Here is a 25,742-nt window from a genome sequence, read left to right on the forward strand (position 1 = left end):
TTGTCGTCGAGACGAGAGGTTCGCAGAATGCTGACACATAATCTATAAAAGCGTTGATACTAAAAATAACAGCCCTAAACGAGGCCGGTAATAAAAATGATGATGAAGCGTGTAGTGTCTCTCTTTCTGCTGTTGATGCTCGCAGGATGCAGTACGTCGCAGGAAGCCCCGGTGCAAAAAGCACAGCAGGGGAAAATTAGCCCTGAACGCACGCTGGGCATGGAGCAACTCTGTAAAGATCGGGCGGCCCATCGCTATAACGCTGAGGCGCAAAATATTGCCGTCACCGGCTTTGAGCATTTTCAGGGGAGCTATGAGATGCGGGGGCATACCGCGCGTAAAGAGGGCTTTGTCTGTTCATTTGACGCGGACGGCCAGTTTTTACACCTCTCGATGCGCTAGAGTGCGCGTATAATCAGCAATCAGGCCGTTCATGGATTTTAGCGTGGCGGCTTATTTCCCAATTTTCCCTAAACAACCCCGTTTCGTACTGTATATCTTGCAGCCAGCGGGTATACTGATCCCTTCCTTTTGAAACCACACGTATCCAGCACGAAATACTATGCAAAAGTTTGATACCAAGACCTTCCAGGGCCTGATCCTGACCTTACAGGATTACTGGGCTCGTCAGGGCTGCACCATTGTTCAACCTTTGGACATGGAAGTCGGCGCCGGCACTTCACACCCAATGACCAGCTTACGCGCATTGGGGCCAGAGCCAATGGCTACTGCCTATGTTCAGCCTTCCCGTCGTCCGACCGATGGCCGTTACGGCGAAAACCCGAACCGTCTGCAGCACTACTATCAGTTCCAGGTGGTGATTAAGCCATCCCCGGAAAACATTCAGGAACTGTACCTTGGGTCGCTGAAAGAGCTGGGCATGGATCCGACCATTCACGATATCCGTTTCGTGGAAGATAACTGGGAAAACCCAACGCTGGGTGCCTGGGGTCTGGGCTGGGAAGTGTGGCTGAACGGTATGGAAGTGACGCAGTTCACTTACTTCCAGCAGGTGGGTGGTCTGGAATGTAAACCGATCACCGGTGAAATCACCTACGGTCTGGAACGTCTTGCGATGTACATTCAGGGCGTAGACAGCGTTTACGACCTGGTCTGGAGCGACGGCCCGCTGGGGAAAACGACCTACGGCGACGTGTTCCATCAGAACGAAGTGGAGCAGTCCACTTACAACTTCGAATACGCGGACGTGGACTTCCTGTTCACCTGCTTCGAGCAATACGAGAAAGAGGCGCAGCAGTTGCTGGCGCTGGAGACTCCGCTGCCGCTGCCAGCCTACGAGCGTATTCTGAAGGCCGCCCACAGCTTCAACCTGCTGGACGCCCGCAAAGCCATCTCCGTGACTGAACGTCAGCGCTATATCCTGCGTATTCGCACCCTGACCAAAGCCGTTGCAGAAGCTTACTACGCGTCCCGTGAAGCCCTTGGCTTCCCGATGTGCAACCGAAACAAATAAGAGGCGGCCATGTCTGAGAAAACTTTCCTGGTGGAAATTGGCACCGAAGAGCTGCCACCAAAAGCCCTGCGCAGCCTGGCTGAATCTTTTGCTGCGAACGTAACGGCCGAGCTGGATAACGCTGGCCTGGCACACGGTAAAATTGAGTGGTTTGCTGCACCGCGTCGTCTGGCGCTGAAAGTGGCAAACCTGGCGGCGTCACAGCCGGATCGTGAAGTGGAAAAACGTGGCCCGGCTATCGCTCAGGCGTTCGACGCGGAAGGCAAACCGAGCAAAGCGGCTGAAGGCTGGGCGCGCGGCTGCGGTATCACCGTTGATCAGGCCGAGCGTCTGACCACTGACAAAGGCGAGTGGCTGCTGTATCGCGCTCATGTTAAAGGCGAAAGCGCAGAAGCGCTGCTGCCAAACATGATTGCAACCTCGCTGGCTAAGCTGCCTATTCCAAAACTGATGCGCTGGGGCGCGTCCGACGTGCACTTCGTGCGTCCGGTTCACACCGTGACCCTGCTGCTCGGCGATACCGTTATTCCTGCTACCATTCTCGGCGTCGCGTCCGATCGCGTGATCCGCGGCCACCGCTTTATGGGCGAACCGGAATTCACCATCGACAATGCCGACCAGTACCCGCAGATCCTGCTGGAGCGCGGTAAGGTCATTGCCGACTACGAGCAGCGTAAAGCCAAAATCAAAGCGGATGCCGAAGAAGCGGCACGCCAGATTGGCGGCAACGCAGACCTGAGCGAAAGCCTGCTGGAAGAGGTGACCTCTCTGGTCGAATGGCCGGTTGTGTTGACCGCGAAGTTCGAAGAGAAATTCCTCGCCGTTCCGGCTGAAGCTCTGGTGTACACCATGAAGGGTGACCAGAAGTACTTCCCGGTTTACGCCAACGACGGCAAATTGCTGCCAAACTTCATTTTCGTGGCGAACATCGAATCGAAAGATCCGTCCCAGATTATCTCCGGTAACGAGAAAGTGGTGCGTCCGCGTCTGGCAGACGCCGAGTTCTTCTTCAATACCGACCGTAAAAAGCGTCTGGAAGACAACCTGCCGCGCCTGCAGACCGTGCTGTTCCAGCAGCAGCTGGGTACGCTGCGTGACAAGACCGACCGTATTGCAGAGCTGTCCGGTTGGATCGCCCGTGAAATCGGTGCAGACGTCAATCACGCTACCCGCGCGGGCCTGCTGTCCAAGTGCGACCTGATGACCAACATGGTGTTCGAATTCACCGACACCCAGGGCGTGATGGGCATGCACTACGCGCGCCATGACGGTGAAGCGGAAGACGTGGCTGTCGCCCTGAACGAGCAGTACCAGCCGCGCTTTGCGGGTGACGATCTGCCGTCCAATCCGGTGGCCTGCGCCGTCGCGATCGCCGATAAAATGGATACCCTGGCGGGCATCTTCGGTATCGGTCAGCATCCGAAAGGCGATAAAGACCCGTTTGCGCTGCGTCGTGCCGCGCTGGGCGTGCTGCGTATCATCGTTGAGAAGAACCTGAACCTGGATCTGCAGACCCTGACCGAAGAAGCGGTGCGCCTGTACGGTGACAAACTGACAAACGCGAAGGTTGTGGATGACGTTATCGACTTCATGCTGGGGCGTTTCCGCGCCTGGTATCAGGATGAAGGCTACACCGTTGACACCATTCAGGCGGTGCTGGCGCGTCGTCCAACCCGTCCGGCAGATTTCGATGCGCGCATGAAGGCGGTTTCTCACTTCCGTACCCTGGACGCGGCGGCTGCGCTGGCTGCGGCCAACAAGCGAGTCTCCAACATCCTGGCGAAATCCGACGAGACGCTGAATGAGCGTGTTAACGCCGCTACGCTGAAAGAGCCGGAAGAGATCGCTCTGGCAATGCAGGTTGTGGTGCTGCGTGACAAACTGGAACCGTTCTTCGCCGAAGGTCGCTACCAGGAAGCGCTGGTCGAGCTGTCTGAACTGCGTGAAGCGATTGACGCTTTCTTCGAGAAAGTGATGGTGAACGTAGAAGATCAGGAACTGCGTATTAACCGCCTGACCATGCTCGAAAAACTGCGTGAACTGTTCCTGCGCGTAGCGGATATTTCGCTGCTGCAGTAATGCGCCTTTTGTTACAAATGCTAAAAACCCGCTTCGGCGGGTTTTTTTATGGGTCTTTTGTGGCCGAATAAGCGTAGCGCCATCCGGCAGGTTTAGCCTATCGCCACCGTGCCTTCATCGGTCTTCAGCCAGCGTGGTGCCTTCAGCGTATCGGCAAAGTAGCCGATCAGTTCACATAGCAAATCTTCTATCACGATTGCAGACTGTCGCGGCAGTGAGCCATTCATCAGCAACTGCGTAATCTCCTGACAGTAGCGCCCCAGTTGATCGCATTCGGGTTCGAAAACCGGAACGCGTGACGGGAGTTCTTCCACGGTCAGGCTGGCTTTTAAACGTTCTGGAATAGCTTCCAGGAGCGTCGGTTGCAGAAGTTCCAGACAGGCCGAGAGTCGGCCGTAGAGCGCCATTTTGTGGGCGGGTTCTACGCAATCTGTCAGTGCATCGGTAAAACGTTCGCAGTTATCCGCCAGTTCGGTGAAGTCGGTGGCGTGACTGAAGGGCAGGGTGATTAAAGAATGAGTTTGGGTTGGGGTAGTAGCCATATTGGCAGCCTCCGATAAGTGATAAAGCACTCACCACCGGAAATGCTAATTTCGCTGGTGGTGGACTGAACAGAGTTAGCATTACCGGCCTTATCGGATACCGGCGCATCTTTCGATGCCCCTGCTCAGCCCACCATTGAGATGTAGCAAAGCATGCTGCACAAAATGTGCTGCCGATAAGATAAGCCAGGATGCTAAACCCGGCACCTGATTTTGCAGGTGCAAAGAGAACTTACTGCTCATCAAAACTGGCGGCAACATATTTGAGCTATGCCACTGAGGATATTACCATTTCTGGAAAGAGGCTCGCAAAATTAACGCAACGAGAAATTTACTACTGGCAGCGGTCCTACAGCGATGTCCTGGTCCGGCTGTAAATCGCTGAGGCGTTTTTTGCAGGCCGGTCGCCAGGGTAGTGGTGATTGAGCCACCCTTGCACGTTCATAGGTCATGTCCTTACAAAGTAGCAACGAACATAAAGTGAACGGAATGACCTCTACAGCTGTATGTTCCCCCCTCACCCCAGCCCTCTCCCTCAAGGGAGAGGGGGTCGTCTGTGCAGGTATTATTTTGTGGGGATTCCTCAGCCCAAAGGGAGAGGGAGTATGCATTGTCCAAAATTTAACCTTGAAACCTCCAACACATTACCGCTATCCTTATCACGTTAAGTTTCTCGCGCTGGAGCGCCCCCCAAAAATGAACAAACACGACTGATGAATTTCGATCCTTGCTAAACGCTACCGCGTGAGCAGGGGATGTTTTGATTTCATTCAGGAGTGCTTATGGCTCATTTTGCGCAATCCCCTTCTTTTATTTTGCATCAGGTCACCTGTCAGTTTGCGACGGGCGATATCCTTTTTGGTCCGCTGAATTTGTCACTGGAACCCTCTCTGTGCGCGCTGGTTGGGCGCAACGGCAGCGGTAAAACGCGCCTGCTGCGTCTGCTGGCGGGGCTGGATCTCCCGGCTGGCGGCCACATTGAGCGCTTCGGAACAAGCGCGTATGTGGCGCAACAGCACGTTATTTCTCCGCAGCTTACGCTGGCTGAACTGCTCGGCTATGAGACGATTTTCGCGGCGCGAAAGCGTATCGACAGCGGCGATGCTGAGCCCGAGGATCTGGATATTCTCGACGGGCACTGGGATCTGGCGGAACGGCTGAGCGACGCGTTTATCGCCGCTAAACTTCCGCCTTTTGATCCCGAAAAGCGGGCTGATGAGCTGAGCGGTGGGGAGCGCATTCGCGCCCTGCTGTGCGGCGCGTTTACCGCCGGGGCAGATTATCTGCTGCTGGATGAGCCCACCAACCACCTCGACAGAGAAGGCCGGGCGTGGTTCTACGACCAGCTTGCCCGCTATCCGGGGGGCGTGCTGGTGGCATCTCACGATCGTGAGTTACTGGCCCGGGTACCGCGCATACTTGAGCTGAGCGCGTCCGGCTTGCGCAGTTTCGGCGGGAACTATGCCACCTGGCAAACCCAGCGCGAGGCAGAACAACAGGCCGCCCGCGCGGCGCTGGAACATGCGGCGACCGAGCGCAAGCGTACCCGTGCCCGCATACAAAAAGAACATGATGACAGCCAGCGGCGTTCGGCTAAAACGCTGCGCACGGTGGATACGCTGAATATTGCCTCGTTTGAGCGCGTGAAATACAAAGGGGCGGCGAAAGAGCGTGTGGGTTCCTGGAAAAAACAGCATAGCGATCAAAATGACGCGCTGAATGCCGCGGTTAACAAGGCGCGCGAGCGGGTTGAAGAAGAAAATCCCGTGATGTTTACCCTGCCGGAAAGCCATATTGCGCAGGGGAAACAGGTGCTGGTGATGGACAATCTGGTTCTGCCCTATGTCGATCTGCCGCCAACTGACTGGCGGATGGATGGTCCCATGCGCGTGGCGCTGCGTGGGCCGAACGGCTGCGGCAAATCGACGCTGATGAAGGTCATTCTGGGGCAGATCGCGCCGCTGTCAGGCACCTGCCGTCTGTCGGTATCATGCGCGTATCTGGATCAGCATCTTACGCAGCTGGATCTCTCCCGGTCGGTGATGACGCATCTGAACCTGCATAATACGCCGCTTGAAGAGGGCACGCTTCGGACCCGGCTGGCCCAGCTTCAGCTGGGCGCGGACAAAGTCACGCTTCCGCTGGCCGAACTGAGCGGAGGCGAGCGCCTGAAAGCCGCACTGGCCTGCGTTTTATGGCGAGAAGAGGCGGCCCAGTTGCTGCTGTTAGATGAACCCACCAACCATCTTGATTTGGCGTCGGTGCAGGCGATTGAAGCGGCGCTGGCCGATTTTCCCGGCGCGCTGCTGGTGGTGTCCCACGATGAGGTTTTTCTAAAAGGTTTAAAACTGACGCATGAACTGGTGTGGCAGGAATCGGGATGGCGGTGCAAAAGCCTCTAAAACACAAACCCCCGCAAGGGCGGGGGCGGGTTATCTTTATTACGCTATCTGTTTACTAAGGGCAGGGTTGGCCTGAATCAGGCGCATCAGCTTTAATTCAGCCGGTGTGGGTTTTTCACGTTTTGATTCCCATTCCAGCACCATCGATACGCTGACACCCATCGCTCTTGCGAATTCATCCGTTTTAAGTCCTGACGCTTTACGTAACCGCTCAAATTCAGTAAAGGGATTGGACTTTTGTTTCAGGGTAATCGTCTGCGGTACATCTTTAAAAATAATCTGTTCCAGGCTGCTCAGCAGCTCAAACTCAGGATCTTTATATTCCATTGAGAACTCCTCATAAATCTCACAGCGGGATCATGAACATCAGAGAGCCTGTTAAGAATAGTCCCTATTGCAAATCGTGGATCATCACGGCAGTGATTATTTGTACAGTAAGGGTAGGTTGATTCGTTTCAGCGAAGTGGATAGTTATGCTAATCCACTGATTACACATCCTTAGGCTGCTATAGGTATTTTTTTGTAAATACTCAGCACGAAAACGGTAATAGCCGTTTTGCATGAAAAGGGTATCTTGCAGGGCTGACCTGGACTATTCTTGTAAGCCGTCAGGCACGCGTGTGCCGGTGTGCGCTTTTTTGGGTGAAAGGAGTATTAAAATGGCGACAGGAAAGTCCTGCTCTCGCTGGTTTGCGCCTATTGCGGCGTTGTTGATGGTTGTTAGCCTGAGTGGGTGTTTCGATAAAGAAGGCGATCAGCGCAAAGCGTTTATCGATTTTCTGCAGAATACGGTGATGCGCAGCGGTGAACGTTTACCAACGCTGACTGCGGATCAGAAAAAACAGTTGGGTCCTTTTGTTTCTGATTACGCCATTCTTTATGGTTATTCACAGCAGGTGAGCCAGGCGATGGACTCCGGTCTTCGTCCGGTGCTGGATAGCGTTAACGCGATCCGCGTGCCGCAGGATTATGTGACCCAGCGTGAACCGCTGCGCCAGTCCAACGGTGCGCTCGGCGTGCTCAGCCAGCAGTTGCAGAATGCCAAAATGCAGGCCGATGCTTCGCGTTCTGCGCTGAAGCAGGGTGAGGATCTCAAGCCGGTCTTTGATAAAGCGTATGAGAAAGTGGTCACCAAACCTTCCGACGCTTTGCAACCGCTGATCCCGGCCGCGCAGATCTTTACGCAGCAGCTGGTGCAGGTAGGGGACTTTATTAACGAACAGGGTACGCAGGTGAGCTTCGTCTCTAACGGTATCCAGTTCCCGACCTCACAGCAGGCAAGCCAGTACAATACGCTGATTGGCCCGCTGGCGTCGCAGCACCAGGCCTTTAGTCAGGCGTGGACGGCAGCCGTCGCGGCAACCGAGTAAATAAAAAACCCCCGCTTCAGGCGGGGTTTTTTAAAGATAATAAAAATAATGCTTGTCATTCACCTACCACATCGGTATAACTATCCCCGTCGGTTTGTTACACAGACCTAAAGCAGTTTAGTTAAGCAGTCCAGATTGTTATCCATAGATACCCTTCGTAGTGACCCTTCCTTCATCGCTTAAAAATCTGTAACGCAACCATCGCGCCGGAAGGCACAACAAATTTTTAATAAGGTAATTTCTATGTCTGGTAAAATGACTGGTCTGGTAAAATGGTTCAACGCTGATAAAGGTTTCGGCTTCATCACTCCTGACGATGGCTCTAAAGACGTGTTCGTACACTTCTCTGCTATCCAGAACGAAGGCTACAAATCTCTGGACGAAGGTCAGAAAGTGTCCTTCACCATCGAAAGCGGCGCTAAAGGCCCAGCAGCTGGTAACGTTGTAAGCCTGTAAGCTTCCAACTCAGCAGCAAAGAATTCTAAAACCCGCCTTCTGGCGGGTTTTTTCGTTTTTACTGTTGCACCTGCGGGTTAACGCAGTTCTGTTTAACCTTACCGCCCAGCGCGGCAATCAGGTTATCTACTGCGGTGGCCGCCATGTTGTAGCGTGTCTCGTGCGTTGCTGAGCCAATGTGGGGCAGGGCCACAACGTTGGGCAATGTCAGCAGCGGTGAATCGACCGGCAGCGGCTCCTGCTCAAACACATCCAGACCGGCTGCATGGATCTCACCATTTTGCAGTGCCTCAATCAGCGCCTTTTCATCCACAACCGGGCCACGCCCCGCGTTGATGAAAATGGCCGACGTCTTCATCTTCTCAAACGCAGATTTGCCAATCAGATGATGGGTTTCGTCCGTCAGGGGCAGGATCAGACAGACGTAATCCGCTTCCTGAAGCAGCGTATCCAGCTCGCAGTAGCGCGCGTTAAACCGTTCCTCGGCTTCAACGTGATGACGGCGGGCGTTGTAGAGGATCGGCATGTTAAAGCCGAAATACGCGCGCTGCGCCAGCGCCAGACCGATGCGGCCCATGCCGACGATCCCCAGCGTTTTGCCATGAACGTCCACGCCAAACCAGTCCGGGCCAATGCTCTTTGTCCACTCGCCCGCTTTGACGCGTTCGGCAACCTCCACAACGCGGCGGGCAGTGCTGAGCACCAGCGCCATCAGCGTGTCGGCCACGGTTTCAGTCAGGGCATGTGGTGTGTGCATCAGCAGGATCTTGCGGGCGTTGAGGGCATCCACGTCAAAGTTGTCATATCCTACGGAAACCGTAGAGGTGGCACGAAGCTTCGGCATTTTTTCCAGCAGTGCGGCATCCACTTTTTCGCTGGAGCCCAGCAGCCCTTCGGCATGGGCGAACGCATCGGCGTGTTGCGCTACGGTCTGCGGGCTAAGGTCTTTCACCTGGGTCACGGTGAAATGTTCTTCCAGGCGGTGGTGCAGATCGTCAGGCAAGGCTTTATACAAAATGACGGACGGCTTCATGCTAATCTCCGTTGATGTGAAAGGGTTCAGGCGTGGCGTGCGCCGACGGGTAGCTGTTGATTATTAGCAGGCTTAACAATCAGAGTTAGCCACACTGAGACGAAAAGTGCTACCCCCATAAATATGTACGATGCTGACGGGCTGCCGGTTGCGCCATTAAGATAACCAACGAACCACGAGCCAAAGAACGACCCCAGCGCGCCCATGCTGTTAATTAAGGCCATTGCGCCGCCCGCCACGTTACGCGGCAGCATCTCCGGGATAATCGCGAAGAATGGACCATAAGGTGCGTACATAGCGGCGCCCGCAATCACCAGCAGGGTGTAAGAGGCCCAGAAGTGGTTAGCCCCGACGGCCCAGGAGCCGATAAACGCAAAGGCAGCAATCAGCAGCAGCGGCCAGACGAACAGTTTACGGTTTTGCAGCTTGTCCGAGGCCCATGAGGCGATAATCATCGCGATGGTCGCCGCCAGATAGGGTACCGACGACAGCCAGCCCACCTCGACCATGCCGAGATTTTCGCCGCCGCTGCGGATAATGGACGGCAGCCACAGCACAAAGCCATACACGCCAATGCTCCAGGTGAAATACTGTGCGCACAGCAGAATGACGTTGCGCGAGCGGAAGGCCTCGCCATAGTTGCGTACCGCCTTCAGGCCTTGCTGCTCTTTGTCCAGCTGCGCCTGAAGCGCGGCTTTTTCATCTTCCGAGAGCCATTTCGCCTGAGACGGTTTGTCTTTCACCAGCACCCACCAGCAGAATGCCCAGATAACCGCCGGGACGCCCTCGATGATAAACATTTCGCGCCAGCCGAAAGACTGGATCAGGTAGCCAGACACTACGGACATCCACAGTACCGTCACCGGGTTACCGAGGATCAGGAACGTGTTCGCCCGGGAGCGCTCGGATTTAGTAAACCAGTTGCTGATGTAAATCAGCATTGCGGGCATAACCGCGGCCTCCACCACGCCGAGGATAAAGCGAATGGCGGCCAGCGCAGGAATGTTGTTCACCACGCCGGTCAGTGACGCACATCCACCCCACAAAATCAGGCAAATGAAGATCAGTTTGCGCACGCTGCGGCGTTCGGCGTAGATAGCGCCCGGGATCTGGAAGAAGAAGTAGCCGAGGAAGAAAAGCGCGCCCAGCAGCGAGGAGACGCCTTTGGTGATCCCGAGATCCTCGGTGATCCCTGCGGCGGATGCGAAGCTGAAGTTGGCACGATCGAGATACGCCAGGCTGTACGTGATGAACACGATAGGCATGATGTACCACCAGCGTTTTACTGCATTGGTCGAACTGTTCATAGGCTTGCCTCTGTTGTTGAGGTTGTTACCCCCTCACCCTAACCCTCTCCCCAAAGGGGAGAGGGAATGATTAGCACCCTCTCTGTTAGAGAGTGGGGGGAAGGATCTATTCGTTAAGCTGTGCGCGCGTCGGTAACCCTTCGCTGTCGCCCTGGACCTGAATGGCCAGCGAGCCGATTTTATTGCCCCGGGCGACGGCCTGCGGTAAGGCTTTACCTTCCAGCAGTGCGCTAATAACGCCCACGGCAAAACCATCGCCTGCGCCCACGGTGTCGACCACGTTCTCAACCTTGATCGCAGCGACGGCACCCTGCTCGCCGTCGGCGGTTTTGAACCATGCGCCATCCGCACCGGTTTTCAACACCACGGCTTTTACCCCCTGGTTCAGATAAAAGTCGGCAATCCCTTCCGGCGTGTTTTCGCCGGTGAGGATCATCCCCTCTTTGATGCCGGGGAGCACCCAGTCGGCCTGGAACGCCAGACGGTTCAGCTTCTCGACCATCTCCGCTTCACTTTTCCAGAGCACCGGACGCAGGTTCGGATCGAAAGAAATGGTTTTTCCCTGCGCTTTCATAACAGCCGCAGCGTGATCCAGTAGCGCATATGAGCTTGCCGAAAGCGCAGCCGCCACGCCGCTCAGGTGCAGATGGCGTGCTGAAGAAAAGTAGGGCGCATGGTAGTCCTCGACGGAGAGATGGCTTGCCGCCGATCCTTTACGGAAATACTCCACGGTGGGATCGGTTCCATTTTCAACTTTCGATTTGAGCTGAAAGCCGGTGGCGAAACGCCCGTCGAGCGTCACGCCTGCGGCATCAATGCCCTCTTTTTTTAAGGTGTCGAGAATGAAATGACCAAAGCTGTCGTCGCCCACGCGGCTGACCCAGCCGACGTTCAGGCCCAGACGGGCAAGCCCGGTGGCGACGTTCAGTTCTGCTCCCGCCACGCGCTTCATAAAGTGTTCTACCGTGCTCAGCTCGCCCGTTTCGGTGGCGACAAACATCGCCATGGCCTCGCCGACAGTGATGACATCCAGCGTCTTGTGCATGGTTTACTCCTCGCGCAGCAGGTTAACGTAATGACGGGTGACGGCCATTAAATCCGCCCCTTCCAGTGGGAACTCAATGCCGCGCGGTGCATCGGCTGGAAGCTGGTTGAGCAGATCCAGCCAGCGCGCGTCGGCGTGGTCCGGGGGAACGGCGCGGAACTGCGCGTTATGCGCAACGGCGGCTTTAACGTGGATATAGCTCACCGCGGGAGCCAGATGACGTGCGGCCTCCTCCGGCGAGTCACCGACCCAGAGCCAGTTGCCCATGTCGAACGTCAGCGTGACGGGCAACGCCATCACCCGGCAGGCCGCCTTGAAGCGCTGCATCGGGGCGAGTTGACCGCAGTCGGTTTGGTCGTTCTCCACCACCAGCGCCATGCCGCTTGCATTCAGCAGGGCGCGCAGGGCCTCAAGAGGCTGCTTGTCGTTGAAATGACCCAGAGAGACTTTCAGCCAAAGCGCGTTTAAGGTGCTGGCTTCCGATAAATAACGCGGGAGGTCCGGGTTAAGCGTACCGTCCGGCATAAACAGGGCGGCAGGGGCGGAGTAGCACGCCAGCAGGCCCAGCAGTTCGATCGTTTCGCTCAGCGCGGGCAGCGTCAGCAGCTCGTCATGGCTGAACAGTTCGCGGCGGATCTCCACGCCGTCGGCACCGGCTCCAGCAATCACGGGGAGCATCGCCCGTTGACCGCCTGCCTGCCGGACCTGGTCTGTGCCATAGGCGGCGGTGACCACCATTATTTTCCTGCTCATTGCCTGACTCCATCGCAACATTGATACTATTACGCTAGATGGAACCGGTTCCAAAGAAAAGTTCAGGATGTTGAATTTATGATCGGCATCACGGAGGGAGGGTTAACGGGCGGTAGAGCCGCGAACGATCAGTTCGCCGGAGAAGACCTGCTCGCGCACGGCCTCGCTGGCCCCTTCAATGCGGCGAACAACCTGTTCCACGGCGGCGTAGCCTATCTGCCAGGTCGGCTGTTTGAGGGTGGTAATGCCCACGCCGGCCAGTTCCGCCCACTCCAGTTCATCAAACCCGAGCAGGCCAATATCGCTGCCCCAGTGCAGGCCGATGCGCTTCAGCGAGCGGGCAACCTGGAGCGTCAGCGCCCCGTTAGCGGAAATCACCGCTTTGCGCATCCCCCGGTGGCGGGTGTGAAACTGGCGCAGGGTGTTATCGAGCTGGCTGGCTTCGTGAAGCGCGACTTCCGCATTTTCAGCGATCGCGCCGGTATACCGCTCCAGCGTGCTGCGAAATGCCGCGAGTCGTTCACGGCGGGTGTTGACCATCCCCAGCGGCTCGCTGAGGAACAGGATCGCCTCGAAGCCTTGTTCAATCAGATGCTCGGTGGCGGTGGTGGCGGCCTGCGTGTTATCCAGCCCAACGACATCACAGGCGAACTCCGGGATTTTCCGGTCGATCAGCACCATAGGCAGGGAGGATTGCTGCAGGCGATTTAACCCCTCTTCACGCATCCCCACCGCGTTGACCACGATGCCTTCTACCTGGTAGCTGCGCAGCAGGTCAAGATAGTGCAGCTCCTGGTCCACTTCGTTATTGGTATTACACACCAGCGGCGTAAAGCCTTTTTCGCGGCAGGCAGCTTCAATACCGCTCAGCACGTTAACGGAGTAGGGGTTGGTGATATCGGCGATGATCAGACCAATAAGGCGGGTGCGTCCACGCTTGAGGCCGCGCGCCATGATGCTGGGCCGGTAGTCGAGTTCGGCAATAGCCTGTTCAATACGTGCCAGCAGCGCGTCGGACAGCAAATGTTTCTCGCCGTTGAGATAGCGTGAAATGCTGGTTTTACCGGTTCTGGCGGCTTTCGCCACGTCGCTGATGGTGGCCCGTGTTGATTTGCTCATCGCTGATTTCCCTGAAGTGCGTGAGAACACCTTAGCGGGAAAATCTGACGAATCAAGTCATTTGCCCGGTGGCGCTGCGCTTACGAGAGGTTGCGGTCTGATGCCCTCACCCCAACCCTCTCCCACGGGAGAGGGCGCAAACACTAAAAACGGCAACGGGGTTGCCGTTTTGCTTTTACCTACTGCACAGGACTTAACGTAATCTCTACACGGCGGTTCTGCGCTTTGCCTTCCGCCGTGCTGTTGCTGGCGATCGGATTCGCCGGCCCCATGCCGCTGGTGCGGATACGGTTCGCGGCGACACCCTGGGTGATCAGGGCGCTGGCCACGGAATCAGCACGCTGCTGGGACAGGCGCATGTTCAGATCCTGGCTGCCGGTGCTGTCGGTGTAGCCAATCACGTTCACGGCGGTTTTGCTGTACTCTTTCAGCACCATCGCCACGCCGGTCAGGGTGTTTGCGCCAGCCGGTTTCAGCGTTGCGCTGCTGCTGTCGAAGGTGACGTTGTTTGGCATGTTCAGAATGATGTTATCACCGCTGCGCGTCACGCTAACGCCGGTACCCTGCATTTTGTCGCGCAGTTTCGCTTCCTGCACGTCCATGTAATAACCGACGCCGCCGCCCAGCGCCGCACCGGCTGCTGCGCCAATTAACGCCCCTTTACCGCGATCTTTCTTAGAGGAGGAGAGCGCGCCAACGCCCGCCCCGACCAGCGAGCCAATGCCCGCGCCGATGCCGGATTTACCCGCTTCGCGCTCACCGCTATAAGGGTTTGTTGTGCAGCCTGAAACCGCCAGGGCGCCGCTCACCAGAGCAGCAATGACGAGTACACGTTTCTTCATCTTATTTCCTTAATCCTTTTTATTCTTTGCCACTACGCGCGTGGCAGTTGATTATGACGTCCGGATCTGGAGAAAATTCCGGGTATAACTCTGAAATTTGTGACAAACCATAAACAGCCTCAATAAGAAGGCCGTCAACCTGCACGCAACCAGGAGCGCACGCATTGAGCACCTCGATAAAAACCATTCTGACCGCCGCCCACTGGGGGCCGATGCTGGTCGAAACGGACGGCGAAAATGTGCTGTCATCCCGCGGAGCATTGCCTACGCAACACCCTAACTCCCTGCAGACCGCCGTTCGCGATCAGGTGCACAGCAACGCCCGCGTGCGCTGGCCGATGGTGCGTAAAGGGTTTCTGGCGTCGCCGGATAAGCCGCAGGGCAGTCGCGGCCAGGACGCGTTTGTCCGCGTCAGCTGGGACGATGCGCTGGCGCTGATCCACACGCAGCATAAGCGCATTCGCGAGAGTTACGGACCCTCGTCGATTTTTGCGGGATCGTACGGCTGGCGTTCTAACGGCGTGCTGCATAAAGCCGCGACGCTGCTGCAACGCTACATGAGCCTGGCGGGCGGCTATACCGGACATCTGGGCGATTACTCGACCGGCGCGGCGCAGGCGATCATGCCTTACGTGGTGGGGGGTAACGAGGTCTATCAGCAGCAGACCAGCTGGCCGCTGGTGCTGGAGCACACTGAGGTGGTGGTGCTGTGGAGCGCCAACCCGCTCAATACGCTTAAAATTGCGTGGAATGCCTCCGACGAGCAGGGCATGTCCTACTTCGACGCGCTGCGTAAAAGCGGCAAGCGCATCATCTGTATTGACCCCATGCGTTCAGAAACCATGGATTTTCTCGGCGACAGCGCCGAATGGCTGGCCCCGCACATGGGAACCGACGTGGCGATGATGCTGGGGATTGCCCATACGCTGGTCGAAAAAGGCTGGCAGGATGAAACATTTCTCAACCGCTGTACCACCGGTTTTGATCGCTTCGCGGAATACCTGATGGGGAAATCCGACGGCATCGCCAAAACGGCGGAGTGGGCGGCGGACATTTGCGGTATTGAGGCCGATAAACTGCGTGAACTGGCCGCGTTATTCCACAACCACACCACCATGCTGATGTCCGGCTGGGGGATGCAGCGTCAGCAGTATGGTGAGCAGAAGCACTGGATGCTGGTGACGCTCGCGGCCATGCTGGGGCAGATTGGCACGCCCGGCGGGGGTTTTGGTCTTTCTTATCACTTTGCCAACGGCGGTAACCCAACGCGTAAAGCGGCGGTACTAGCGTCGATGCAAGGCTCGGTGCAGGGCGGCGTGGATGCGGTCGATAAAATTCCGGTGGCGCGCATCGTTGAAGCGCTGGAAAACCCGGGAGGTTTCTATCAGCACAACGGTATGGATCGCCACTTCCCTGATATTAAGTTTGTCTGGTGGGCGGGCGGGGCGAACTTTACCCACCATCAGGACACCAACCGCCTGATCCGCGCCTGGCAAAAGCCGGAGCTGGTGGTGATCTCCGAGTGCTTCTGGACCGCGGCAGCTAAACACGCCGACATCGTTCTGCCTGCGACCACCTCGTTTGAGCGTAACGATCTCACCATGACCGGGGATTACAGCAACCAGCATATGGTGCCGATGAAGCGCGTCGTCCCCCCGCGTGATGAAGCGCGTGACGATTTTGAGGTGTTTGCGGCGCTGAGCGAGCGTTGGGAAGCGGGGGGCCGCGAGCGCTTCACCGAAGGTAAAACGGACCTTGAGTGGCTGGAAACCTTCTACCAGATCGCCGGAGAGCGCGGCGCAGCCCAGGGCGTGACGCTGCCGCCTTTTGCCACCTTCTGGGAAGCGAATGAAATTTTTGAGATGCCGGAGAGCGAACATAACGCCCGGTTTATCCGCTTCGCGGAGTTTCGTCGGGATCCGGAACGGTACCCTCTCAAAACCGAGAGCGGGAAAATTGTTATTCACAGCCAGCGCATTGCCAGCTTTGGGTATGCCGATTGCCCGCCGCATCCGATGTGGCTGGAGCCGGACGAGTGGCACGGCAACGCGCAGCCGGAACAGTTGCAGGTACTTTCTGCCCATCCGGCGCACCGTCTGCACAGCCAGCTGAACTACAGCTCACTGCGCGAACAGTATGCGGTTGCCGGGCGAGAGCCCGTCACGCTGAATAGTGCTGATGCAAAAGCGCGGGGAATAGCCGACGGCGACGTGGTACGCGTCTGGAACGCACGCGGGCAGGTGCTGGCAGGCGCAGTGGTGAGCGAGGGCATCCGCCCTGGCGTTATCTGTATTCATCAGGGAGCATGGCCTGACCTGGAGCCGAGCGAAGGCGGGATCTGTAAAAACGGTGCCGTTAACGTCTTAACCAAAGATCTCCCCAGCTCGAAGCTGGGGAACGGCTGTGCGGGAAACACGGCGCTGGCCTGGGTTGAAAAGTATCAAGGGCCGACGCTTACGTTAACGGCGTTTGATCCGCCTGCCAGCACATGATCCACGTCGGGTGGTGGGTATCATCCTGCCAGGCGCTGTCTTCAATACGAAAGCCCTGTGCGTGATAGAAATTCACCGCCCGTTCGTTCTTCTGATACACCTCCAGGCTTAAATAGGGGTAGCGCTGCTGTACATGGTTCAGCAGCGCGCGCCCAATCCCTTTGCCAATAAAGGCTGGCGCGACAAACAGCGCGCCGACAAACTGCGAGTGCATCACGCTGATAAACCCGCAGAGTTGCCCCTCATCTTCCCATACCCACGTTTGCGCCGCCGGGAGATAGACGTCCCGCACCATCGCTTCGTTCTCTTTCCAGTACTCTGCGTCGATAAAGGGATGCGCGACGGTGGTGCTTTCAAGCCACAGGCTCAGGAGCGGAGCGGTATTTTCACTTTGCCATTGGCGGATCATCATGGCCCCCCGGGTGGCAGAAACATTCCGTAATATGGTCGTTCACCAGCCCGCAGGCCTGCATAAAGGAGTAGCAGATGGTGGTGCCGGTGAATTTGAAGCCGCGTTTTTTCAGCGCCTTTGAGAGGGCGTCCGAGGCGGGCGTAGAGGTTGGGATCTCCGCAAGCGTTGCGGCCCGGGTCACGATGGGGGTGTTATTCACAAACGACCAGACAAACGCCGAGAACGGCTCGCCGTTTTGCTCCATGGCAAGCCAGGCACGGGCGTTACCAATAATGGCCTGAATCTTCCCGCGATGGCGGATAATGCCGGCATCCTGCAGCAGCCGTTCGACATCCTCGTCGGTCATGGCGGCGACGGCGACAGGGTCAAACTGATGGAAGGCGTTGCGGTAGTTTTCCCTTTTTTTCAGCACGGTGATCCACGACAGGCCCGCCTGTTGCCCCTCCAGACAGATCATCTCAAAAAGTTTTTTGCCGTCGGTTTCCGGTACGCCCCATTCCTTGTCGTGATAGTCGATATAAAGCTGATCCTGGCTTACCCAGCCGCAACGTTGCATAGGTTATCTCCCTTATGGCTTCAGAAAGTGCAAAATTTTCAATCTGTCAGGCTTGACGTGTCTGCTAAAAAGACAATAGTTAATACAAGGCTATCTGCCTGCAAACTCTTCCCAAATAATGACAAATATCGCCGAATTCGGCTCTCTCTGGAGTCGCTTTGATGATGATAAATATAATCAGTGGTCGCCATGCTGTTTTTGGCTTGGTGGGTATTTCAGCGTGCGTGCTTTATTCGCATAGCGCGTTTGCCTGGCAACAGGAATATATCGTTTCAGACGCACACAATAATACGGCAGAACGTTATACATGGGACGCCGATCACCAACCGCGTTATGAAGATATTCTCGCAGAACGCATTAATACGTCACAAAATTCGGCGGGCTTTACCCTGAATACCGCCTCTGCCTTACCCTCCGAAGCGCCGGAAGGGGTGAGCATCGGGTGGAATTTTCCCCTGCAGGGGCAGATGTCGACAGGGCCGGTTGCGGAATGGCGCTACGATGGCTCGGCACCTTCGATGGCGAATGAGTTTGGCGATACGCTAACAACCCAGTCGCTGACCGACCCGCTCTGGCATGCCAGCATCAGTTCGCTTGGCTGGCGTCTGAACACGAAGGTGGGTGAACTGCGCCCCTGGGCGCAAATCAGCTACAACCAGCAGTTCGGGGAAAACCAGTGGAAGTCGCAGTATGGGATGTCCCAGACCCCCGCACCTGCGCAGAGCGGCAGCTGGATGGATGTGACCGTCGGAACGGATATCCCATTCAATACCCATATGGCAGCCTATGCGTCTTTAGCCCAGGGCGAGGGGAACATCACGGGTGAGGAGACGCTCTATACGCTCGGCGTGAGCGCTAAATTTTAACAATGCGTTTTTTTTAACGTTGGCTTTACATTGTAAACATAATATTCACGCGGTTTTCAGCGATAGTAGGCACTAACATTATTACGCTTCGTTCGCTGGCAAGGCCGTTCATTCCCGATTAATGGCATTTCATTCCCGTCTTCCTGCATTTCATGCCGTTTTCCCCCAGGTAAATCACGGTTTTGTTTATCGTTGTCCATAGCGAATTCCCTTACTTTCTCTTGCAGGACAACTGCCATGAACACATCGACATATAACCGCACCCGTTGGTTAACGCTATTTGGCACTATCGTTACCCAGTTTGCGCTGGGATCGGTCTACACCTGGAGCCTGTTTAACAGCGCACTCTCCGATAAGCTTGGCGCATCGGTAAGCCAGGTGGCGTTCTCCTTCGGCTTGTTGAGCCTCGGGCTGGCGATCTCCTCCTCGGTTGCCGGTAAGCTTCAGGAGCGCTTTGGCGTGAAGCGCGTGACCATGGCGTCCGGTATTCTGCTGGGCCTGGGCTTTTTCCTGACGGCACATTCCAATAACCTGATGATGCTCTGGCTGAGCGCCGGCGTGCTGGTCGGGCTGGCGGACGGTGCGGGCTATCTGCTTACCCTGTCGAACTGCGTTAAATGGTTCCCGGAGCGTAAAGGCCTTATCTCCGCCTTTGCCATCGGCTCTTATGGCCTGGGCAGCCTCGGTTTTAAATTTATCGATGCCCATCTTCTGGCCTCTGTGGGCCTCGAAAAAACCTTCATGATTTGGGGAGCTATTGTCCTGGTGATGATCCTGTTCGGCGCAACGCTGATGAAAGATGCTCCTCAGCAGGAGGTCAAAAGCGTTAACGGCGTGGTGGAGAATGACTTCACGCTGGCGCAGTCCATGCGTAAACCGCAGTACTGGATGCTGGCCGTCATGTTCCTGACCGCCTGCATGAGCGGCCTGTATGTGATTGGCGTGGCGAAAGATATCGCGCAGGGCATGGTCAAACTGGACGTGGCGACGGCAGCTAACGCGGTGACCGTGATTTCCATCGCTAACCTCTCTGGCCGTCTGGTGCTGGGTATTCTGTCGGACAAAATCGCCCGTATCCGCGTCATCACGCTGGGGCAGGTGGTGTCGCTGGTGGGCATGGCGGCACTGCTGTTTGCTCCGCTGAATGAAGTGACCTTCTTTGCGGCGATTGCCTGCGTGGCCTTTAACTTCGGCGGCACTATTACCGTGTTCCCGTCACTGGTGAGCGAATTCTTTGGTCTGAACAACCTGGCGAAGAACTACGGGGTAATTTACCTGGGCTTCGGTATCGGCAGTATTTGCGGGTCGCTGATTGCCTCTCTGTTTGGCGGTTTCTACGTGACCTTCTGCGTCATATTCGCGTTGCTGATTATTTCCCTGGCGCTGTCGACCACCATCCGCCAGCCGCAGCGTGAGGTGTATAACGAAGCACATGCCTGATGCAGCACAAAGAGGCCGTCACGGCCTCTTTTTTTGCGCTGCAGAATGCGCTTCCAGACTTGTTTTTTTGTAAAAATTTATACGAATCACATTCTCTGCTGCCACTTTTCTCTTCCGCTGTGGTCTACTTACCGCGCTTGTAGACGTTTCTGATAACGCTTTCCTACGCACATACTTACTCTGTCTGCTTTCTCCATGAGATTCAGCGGGTCTTTATACCCCTTCCCCCAGGGTTGTTTGCATGAAATACATTAGATCTCTTACCCAGCAAAGATTATGTCTGATGCTGGCTGTCTATATCGGATTATTTCTGAATGGCGCGGTACTGTTCAGACGAGTGGAAGGTTATTTCGAACACCTCACCGTAAGAAATGGAATTTTTGCTGCTATTGAAGTGTTCGGCTCTATCCTCGCCACATTCTTCCTGTTACGCCTGCTCTCTCTTTTTGGCCGACGCACCTGGCAAATTCTGGCCTCGTTGGTGGTGATCATTTCTGCTGCCGCCAGTTATTACATGACCTTTATGAATGTGGTCATTGGTTACGGCATTGTGGCGTCGGTAATGACCACCGATATCGATCTCTCCAAAGAGGTAGTCGGAAAAGGCTTTATCGTCTGGACGATTTTAACCTGCCTGGTCCCGCTCTTCTTTATCTGGAGTAACACCTGTCGTTATACGCTGTTACGTCAGCTGCGCACGCGTGGGCAGCGGGTCCGTAATGTCGTCGTCGTGTTGCTGGCCGGCCTGCTGGTGTGGGCGCCTATTCGCCTGATGGAAAAACAGCAAAAGAGGATCGAAAAAGCGACGGGCGTGGATATGCCAAGCTACGGCGGCGTGGTGGCCAACTCCTATTTGCCATCAAACTGGCTGTCGGCTTTGGGCCTGTATGCCTGGGCACAGGCGGATGAATCCAGCGATGTGAAATCGCTGATTAACCCAACGAAAAAATTCACCTATCAGGCACCGGCTGACGGGCTTGATGATACCTACGTCGTCTTTGTCATCGGCGAAACGACGCGCTGGGATCATATGGGTATTCTTGGTTACGATCGTGATACCACGCCAAAACTGGCGCAGGAGAAGAACCTGGTGGCTTACCGGGGTTATTCTTGTGATACCGCGACCAAGCTCTCACTGCGCTGTATGTTTGTTCGCGAAGGCGGAGCCAGTGATAACCCGCAGCGCACCCTGAAAGAGCAGAACGTGTTTGCCGTGCTCAAGCAGCTTGGGTTCAGCTCAGATCTTTTCGCCATGCAAAGTGAGATGTGGTTCTACTCGAATACCATGGCGGATAATATCGCCTACCGCGAGCAGATTGGCGCCGAGCCGCGTAACCGTGGCAAAAATGTGGATGACATGCTGTTGCTTGCAGAGATGTCACAGTCTCTGAAAAACCATCCGCAAGGTAAGCACCTGGTTATTCTGCATACCAAAGGGTCGCATTACAGTTATTACCAGCGTTACACGCGCGATTTTGCCAAATGGCAGCCTGAGTGCGTGGGCATTAATAAAGACTGCAGCAAGCAGGAACTGATTAACGCCTATGATAACTCGGTGCTGTATGTCGATACTTTCCTGAGCCGGGTGATTGACGAGCTGCGCGATAAGAAAGCCATTGTTATTTACGCCGCCGATCACGGCGAGTCTATCAATGAAAAAGAGCACTTGCACGGTACACCACGCAAGCTGGCACCGCCTGAGCAGTTCCGCGTGCCGATGATTATGTGGATGTCCGATAAGTATCTGGAAAACCCGGAAAAGGCGAAGATGTTTGCGCACCTCAAGAAAGAGGCAGAGATAAAAGTCCCACGCCGCCACGTTGAGCTGTACGACACCATTATGGGCTGCCTGGGGTATACTTCACCGAACGGTGGGATTAACGAAAATAACAACTGGTGTAAACTTCCCGATAATGCTGCAAAAGCCGCGCAGTAGCGGGGCTGGCGAGATTATCGCCAGTTGAATGGCTTTTTTAAATTAAGGGATTGACGGGGGCGCACCTCAGCAGTAAGATGCGCTCCGCATTCGGCGAGTAGCGCAGCTTGGTAGCGCAACTGGTTTGGGACCAGTGGGTCGGAGGTTCGAATCCTCTCTCGCCGACCACATTTAAAAAAGGGCTAACCGCAAGGTTAGCCCTTTTTGCATTAGCAGCTTACTGATCCCGAGTAGCCAAAATCCCCCGTAGGCCTGCATCTTCCTGCCTGATAACTATTTTGTGACATAATCCATTGTATTTTTTTATATATGGATTGATCTTTTTTCGCGTTGCTTATGGATAACCTCAGCATTTTTCGCTGTGCGTTTTAACGTTCGCGGAATTTAGTGCTCAGATATTCACCATTCCGCAAGAAAATTTACCTGATCTGAATAAAAGTTAATCACTGGATGTTGCAGAATATGAAGATATTTGTGCTGCAACATGGCGAGTAGCATAAATTTCCCTGCTGAAAACGGGCCCCGAAGGTTTTTTTAATCTTTGTTTGCGGTTTCTCACACTCCGCGTAAATCCCCGCCACCTGTATTGACGTTTTCACATTCTGTTGACAGATTGTAGGGCATGAGGGGCATTTCAGGGAGGATCTGCGCTGCAACTCAAACGCTCTTCTGAAAGGATTCTCCATCCCTTTAACGCCTACGGGCACCACCGACCAGACCGGGTAAAAAATAAATAAAGGTCAGGCGGCGTAACACAACAAAGCAAAACATCACATTGGAGCAGAATAATGAGTATTTCCTTGAAGAAGTCAGGGATGCTGAAGCTTGGTCTGAGCCTGGTGGCTATGACCGTTGCAGCAAGTGTTCAGGCAAAAACCCTGGTTTACTGTTCTGAAGGCTCGCCGGAAGGCTTTAACCCACAGCTCTTTACCTCTGGTACAACCTACGACGCTAGCTCAGTACCTATCTATAACCGTCTGGTTGAATTCAAAACCGGTACTACGGAAGTGATTCCGGGTCTGGCTGAGAAGTGGGATGTCAGCGAAGACGGTAAGACCTATACCTTCCACCTGCGTCAGAGCGTGAAGTGGCAGGACAGCAAAGAGTTCAAACCTACGCGCGATTTCAACGCCGACGACGTGGTGTTCTCCTTCGACCGTCAGAAAAATGCCCAGAACCCGTACCATAAAGTGTCCGGCGGCAGCTATGAATACTTCGAAGGCATGGGTCTGCCTGACCTGATTGCTGAAGTGAAAAAAGTGGACGACAAAACCGTTCAGTTCGTGCTGACGCGTCCGGAAGCGCCATTCCTGGCCGACCTGGCAATGGACTTCGCCTCTATTCTCTCTAAAGAGTATGCGGACAACATGCTGAAGGCCGGTACGCCTGAGAAAGTGGATCTGAATCCTATCGGGACCGGTCCGTTCCAGCTGCTGCAGTACCAGAAAGACTCCCGTATTCTGTACAAAGCCTTCCCGGGCTACTGGGGTACCAAGCCGCAGATCGACCGTCTGGTCTTCTCCATCACGCCTGATGCTTCTGTGCGCTACGCAAAACTGCAGAAAAACGAATGTCAGGTTATGCCGTACCCGAACCCGGCCGACATTGCGCGCATGAAGCAGGACAAAAACATCAACCTGCTGGAGCAGGCGGGCCTGAACGTGGGTTACCTCTCCTTTAATACCGAGAAGAAACCGTTTGATGACGTGAAAGTCCGTCAGGCGCTGACCTACGCGGTAAACAAAGAAGCGATCATCAAAGCCGTTTATCAGGGCGCTGGCGTTGCCGCGAAGAACCTGATCCCACCAACCATGTGGGGCTATAACGACGACATCAAGGACTACACCTACGATCCTGAGAAAGCGAAAGCGCTGCTGAAAGAAGCGGGCCAGGATAAAGGCTTTACCGTTGAGCTGTGGGCGATGCCTGTTCAGCGTCCATACAACCCGAACGCGCGCCGCATGGCGGAAATGGTTCAGGCTGACTGGGCGAAGATCGGCGTTCAGGCCAAGATCGTGACCTACGAGTGGGGCGAATACCTCAAGCGTGCCAAAGCGGGCGAGCACCAGGCGGTGATGATGGGCTGGACCGGCGACAATGGGGATCCGGATAACTTCTTCGCGACGCTGTTCAGCTGTGCGGCAGCGAAAGACGGTTCCAACTACTCTCGCTGGTGCTACAAGCCGTTTGAAGACCTGATCCAGCCGGCGCGCGCGACCGACGATCACAACAAACGTATCGAACTGTACAAACAAGCGCAGGTTGTTATGCACGATCAGGCTCCGGCGCTGATTGTTGCTCACTCCACCGTGTACGAGCCAGTGCGTAAAGAAGTGAAGGGCTACGTGGTTGATCCACTGGGCAAACATCACTTCGAAAACGTGTCTGTTGAATAACTAAAAGCGTAAGGGGTGCAGTAGCACCCCATGCCCGGCGGCGCTGCGCTTGCACGGGCCTACGAGTGTAGGCCGGGTAAGCGTAGCGCCACCCGGCAGTAGTGCTTTATTTCCTCTCTGAAGGGGAGGGAATAAGATTTGTGAGCAATACAGACGTCGCGCCGTTGGGCGTGCGTCATCAGAGAGAATCCGGGTTATGTTGCAGTTCATCCTCCGACGTCTGGGACTTGTCATCCCCACGTTTATCGGTATCACCCTTCTCACTTTTGCCTTCGTCCATATGATCCCCGGCGACCCGGTGATGATTATGGCGGGCGAGCGTGGTATTTCCCCTGAACGTCATGCCCAACTGCTGGCGGAACTCGGCCTTGATAAGCCGATGTGGCAGCAGTACCTCCATTACATCTGGGGCGTTCTGCACGGCGATTTAGGGATTTCACTGAAAAGCCGTCTTCCGGTGTGGGACGAGTTCGTGCCGCGGTTTAAAGCGACGCTGGAACTGGGTATCTGCGCCATGATTTTTGCAACCGCGGTGGGTATCCCCGTTGGCGTACTGGCTGCCGTTAAGCGCGGTTCAATTTTCGATCATACGGCCGTTGGCCTCGCGCTGACCGGCTACTCCATGCCTATCTTCTGGTGGGGCATGATGCTGATTATGCTGGTGTCGGTGCAGTGGAATCTGACGCCGGTGTCCGGGCGCGTCAGCGATATGGTCTTCCTTGATGATACCAACCCGTTGACCGGCTTTATGCTGATCGATACGGCTATCTGGGGCGAGGAGGGCAACTTCATTGATGCCGTGGCGCACATGATCCTGCCTGCAATGGTGCTGGGCACCATTCCTCTGGCGGTCATCGTGCGTATGACCCGTTCCTCGATGCTGGAAGTGCTGGGCGAAGACTACATCCGTACCGCGCGTGCTAAAGGGCTGACCCGTATGCGCGTAATCATCGTTCACGCCCTGCGTAACGCGATGCTGCCGGTGGTTACCGTTATCGGCCTGCAGGTGGGAACACTGCTGGCAGGGGCGATCCTGACGGAAACCATCTTCTCCTGGCCGGGGCTGGGACGCTGGCTGATTGATGCATTGCAACGCCGTGACTATCCGGTGGTGCAGGGCGGTGTGCTGCTGGTTGCGACGATGATTATTCTCGTCAACCTGCTGGTCGATCTGCTGTACGGCGTGGTGAACCCGCGTATTCGACATAAGAAGTAAGGGGCC

At 55.6% G+C, this 25,742-nt stretch carries 22 protein-coding genes, 1 tRNA gene and 1 pseudogene; 13 read left to right on the top strand and 11 right to left on the bottom strand.

What is annotated here, in order from left to right:
• Window positions 1-96 precede the first annotated feature (96 nt).
• The 3 genes from FFS28_RS16030 to glyS all read left to right on the top strand — a co-directional run bounded on the left by FFS28_RS16030 (window position 97) and on the right by glyS (window position 3,553).
• Window positions 97-402, top strand: coding sequence for a YsaB family lipoprotein (locus tag FFS28_RS16030; RefSeq protein WP_006177783.1), 306 nt, complete (start codon window positions 97-99; stop codon window positions 400-402).
• A 160-nt stretch (window positions 403-562) separates the two neighbouring features.
• Window positions 563-1,474, top strand: a complete 912-nt coding sequence (glyQ, locus tag FFS28_RS16035) for a glycine--tRNA ligase subunit alpha (RefSeq protein ID WP_006177784.1) — start codon at window positions 563-565, stop codon at window positions 1,472-1,474.
• 9 nt (window positions 1,475-1,483) lie between these two features.
• Complete coding sequence (glyS, locus tag FFS28_RS16040) at window positions 1,484-3,553, top strand: glycine--tRNA ligase subunit beta (protein WP_088209036.1); 2,070 nt, start codon at window positions 1,484-1,486, stop codon at window positions 3,551-3,553.
• A 92-nt stretch (window positions 3,554-3,645) separates the two neighbouring features.
• Here glyS and FFS28_RS16045 read toward each other — a convergent pair whose 3' ends face one another.
• A complete protein-coding gene (locus FFS28_RS16045) occupies window positions 3,646-4,095 on the bottom strand; it encodes a hypothetical protein (RefSeq protein ID WP_137903459.1) in 450 nt (149 codons plus the stop codon).
• Window positions 4,062-4,160: pseudogene (locus FFS28_RS21980) on the bottom strand (hypothetical protein); the annotation flags it as partial. The gene FFS28_RS16045 and the pseudogene FFS28_RS21980, both read right to left, overlap by 34 nt.
• 717 nt (window positions 4,161-4,877) lie before the next feature.
• Here FFS28_RS21980 and FFS28_RS16055 point away from each other — a divergent pair.
• Window positions 4,878-6,497: an ABC-F family ATP-binding cassette domain-containing protein gene (locus FFS28_RS16055; RefSeq protein WP_137903460.1), complete on the top strand. Its 1,620-nt coding sequence runs from the start codon at window positions 4,878-4,880 to the stop codon at window positions 6,495-6,497.
• A 39-nt stretch (window positions 6,498-6,536) separates the two neighbouring features.
• Here FFS28_RS16055 and FFS28_RS16060 read toward each other — a convergent pair whose 3' ends face one another.
• Window positions 6,537-6,824: an HTH-type transcriptional regulator gene (locus FFS28_RS16060; protein WP_006177790.1), complete on the bottom strand. Its 288-nt coding sequence runs from the start codon at window positions 6,822-6,824 to the stop codon at window positions 6,537-6,539.
• A 332-nt stretch (window positions 6,825-7,156) separates the two neighbouring features.
• Between FFS28_RS16060 and FFS28_RS16065 the strand changes: the two genes are divergently transcribed.
• Together FFS28_RS16065 and cspE are read left to right on the top strand one after the other, a co-directional pair.
• On the top strand, window positions 7,157-7,867 hold the full coding sequence (locus tag FFS28_RS16065) for a DUF3053 domain-containing protein (RefSeq protein ID WP_137903461.1): 711 nt from the start codon (window positions 7,157-7,159) through the stop codon (window positions 7,865-7,867).
• A gap of 243 nt (window positions 7,868-8,110) precedes the next feature.
• Window positions 8,111-8,323 (top strand): transcription antiterminator/RNA stability regulator CspE, encoded by a 213-nt coding sequence (gene cspE, locus FFS28_RS16070; protein WP_006177792.1) that lies wholly within the window; start codon window positions 8,111-8,113, stop codon window positions 8,321-8,323.
• A gap of 58 nt (window positions 8,324-8,381) precedes the next feature.
• Here the strand turns inward: cspE and ghrB are convergent, their stop codons facing one another.
• From ghrB to FFS28_RS16100, 6 genes are all read right to left on the bottom strand, one after another.
• Complete coding sequence (ghrB, locus tag FFS28_RS16075; RefSeq protein WP_137903462.1) at window positions 8,382-9,356, bottom strand: glyoxylate/hydroxypyruvate reductase GhrB; 975 nt, start codon at window positions 9,354-9,356, stop codon at window positions 8,382-8,384.
• 26 nt (window positions 9,357-9,382) lie between these two features.
• The gene (locus tag FFS28_RS16080; protein WP_006177794.1) at window positions 9,383-10,663 is read right to left on the bottom strand and encodes an MFS transporter; all 1,281 of its coding nucleotides are present in this window, start codon (window positions 10,661-10,663) and stop codon (window positions 9,383-9,385) included.
• Window positions 10,664-10,769: 106 nt separating this feature from the next.
• Window positions 10,770-11,708: a sugar kinase gene (locus tag FFS28_RS16085; protein WP_137903463.1), complete on the bottom strand. Its 939-nt coding sequence runs from the start codon at window positions 11,706-11,708 to the stop codon at window positions 10,770-10,772.
• A 3-nt stretch (window positions 11,709-11,711) separates the two neighbouring features.
• The gene (locus FFS28_RS16090) at window positions 11,712-12,461 is read right to left on the bottom strand and encodes a sugar phosphate isomerase/epimerase family protein (protein WP_058610524.1); all 750 of its coding nucleotides are present in this window, start codon (window positions 12,459-12,461) and stop codon (window positions 11,712-11,714) included.
• Between the two features lie 102 nt (window positions 12,462-12,563).
• A complete protein-coding gene (locus FFS28_RS16095; protein WP_088209040.1) occupies window positions 12,564-13,580 on the bottom strand; it encodes a LacI family DNA-binding transcriptional regulator in 1,017 nt (338 codons plus the stop codon).
• 179 nt (window positions 13,581-13,759) lie between these two features.
• The gene (locus FFS28_RS16100; protein WP_006177799.1) at window positions 13,760-14,422 is read right to left on the bottom strand and encodes an OmpA family lipoprotein; all 663 of its coding nucleotides are present in this window, start codon (window positions 14,420-14,422) and stop codon (window positions 13,760-13,762) included.
• Window positions 14,423-14,586: 164 nt separating this feature from the next.
• Between FFS28_RS16100 and FFS28_RS16105 the strand changes: the two genes are divergently transcribed.
• Window positions 14,587-16,914 (top strand): molybdopterin guanine dinucleotide-containing S/N-oxide reductase, encoded by a 2,328-nt coding sequence (locus FFS28_RS16105; RefSeq protein WP_137903464.1) that lies wholly within the window; start codon window positions 14,587-14,589, stop codon window positions 16,912-16,914.
• On the opposite strand, the gene FFS28_RS16110 is transcribed toward FFS28_RS16105, so the two are convergent.
• The gene (locus FFS28_RS16110; protein ID WP_058610526.1) at window positions 16,877-17,323 is read right to left on the bottom strand and encodes an N-acetyltransferase; all 447 of its coding nucleotides are present in this window, start codon (window positions 17,321-17,323) and stop codon (window positions 16,877-16,879) included. The genes FFS28_RS16105 and FFS28_RS16110 overlap by 38 nt on opposite strands.
• Window positions 17,301-17,882 (bottom strand): DNA-3-methyladenine glycosylase I, encoded by a 582-nt coding sequence (tag, locus tag FFS28_RS16115; protein ID WP_058610527.1) that lies wholly within the window; start codon window positions 17,880-17,882, stop codon window positions 17,301-17,303. The genes FFS28_RS16110 and tag overlap by 23 nt, the downstream gene beginning before the upstream one ends.
• Window positions 17,883-18,043: 161 nt before the next feature.
• Here tag and FFS28_RS16120 point away from each other — a divergent pair, with 161 nt between their 5' ends.
• The 6 genes from FFS28_RS16120 (at window position 18,044) to dppB (ending at window position 25,736) form a co-directional block, all read left to right on the top strand.
• On the top strand, window positions 18,044-18,748 hold the full coding sequence (locus FFS28_RS16120) for an autotransporter domain-containing protein (protein ID WP_137903465.1): 705 nt from the start codon (window positions 18,044-18,046) through the stop codon (window positions 18,746-18,748).
• A 237-nt stretch (window positions 18,749-18,985) separates the two neighbouring features.
• On the top strand, window positions 18,986-20,188 hold the full coding sequence (locus FFS28_RS16130; protein ID WP_088209045.1) for an L-lactate MFS transporter: 1,203 nt from the start codon (window positions 18,986-18,988) through the stop codon (window positions 20,186-20,188).
• Between the two features lie 241 nt (window positions 20,189-20,429).
• Window positions 20,430-22,124 carry a kdo(2)-lipid A phosphoethanolamine 7''-transferase gene (gene eptB / locus FFS28_RS16135; RefSeq protein WP_137903467.1) on the top strand — a complete coding sequence of 565 codons (1,695 nt, stop codon included), beginning with the start codon at window positions 20,430-20,432 and terminating at the stop codon, window positions 22,122-22,124.
• 91 nt (window positions 22,125-22,215) lie between these two features.
• Window positions 22,216-22,292 (top strand) — tRNA-Pro (locus FFS28_RS16140).
• 620 nt (window positions 22,293-22,912) lie between these two features.
• A complete protein-coding gene (gene dppA / locus FFS28_RS16145) occupies window positions 22,913-24,520 on the top strand; it encodes a dipeptide ABC transporter periplasmic-binding protein DppA (RefSeq protein WP_137903468.1) in 1,608 nt (535 codons plus the stop codon).
• A 196-nt stretch (window positions 24,521-24,716) separates the two neighbouring features.
• The gene (dppB, locus tag FFS28_RS16150) at window positions 24,717-25,736 is read left to right on the top strand and encodes a dipeptide ABC transporter permease DppB (RefSeq protein WP_006177810.1); all 1,020 of its coding nucleotides are present in this window, start codon (window positions 24,717-24,719) and stop codon (window positions 25,734-25,736) included.
• Window positions 25,737-25,742 lie beyond the last annotated feature (6 nt).

It is taken from the genome of Enterobacter sp. 2VL (genome assembly GCF_005503595.1).
In the GTDB taxonomy this organism is placed as follows: domain Bacteria; phylum Pseudomonadota; class Gammaproteobacteria; order Enterobacterales; family Enterobacteriaceae; genus Enterobacter; species Enterobacter cancerogenus.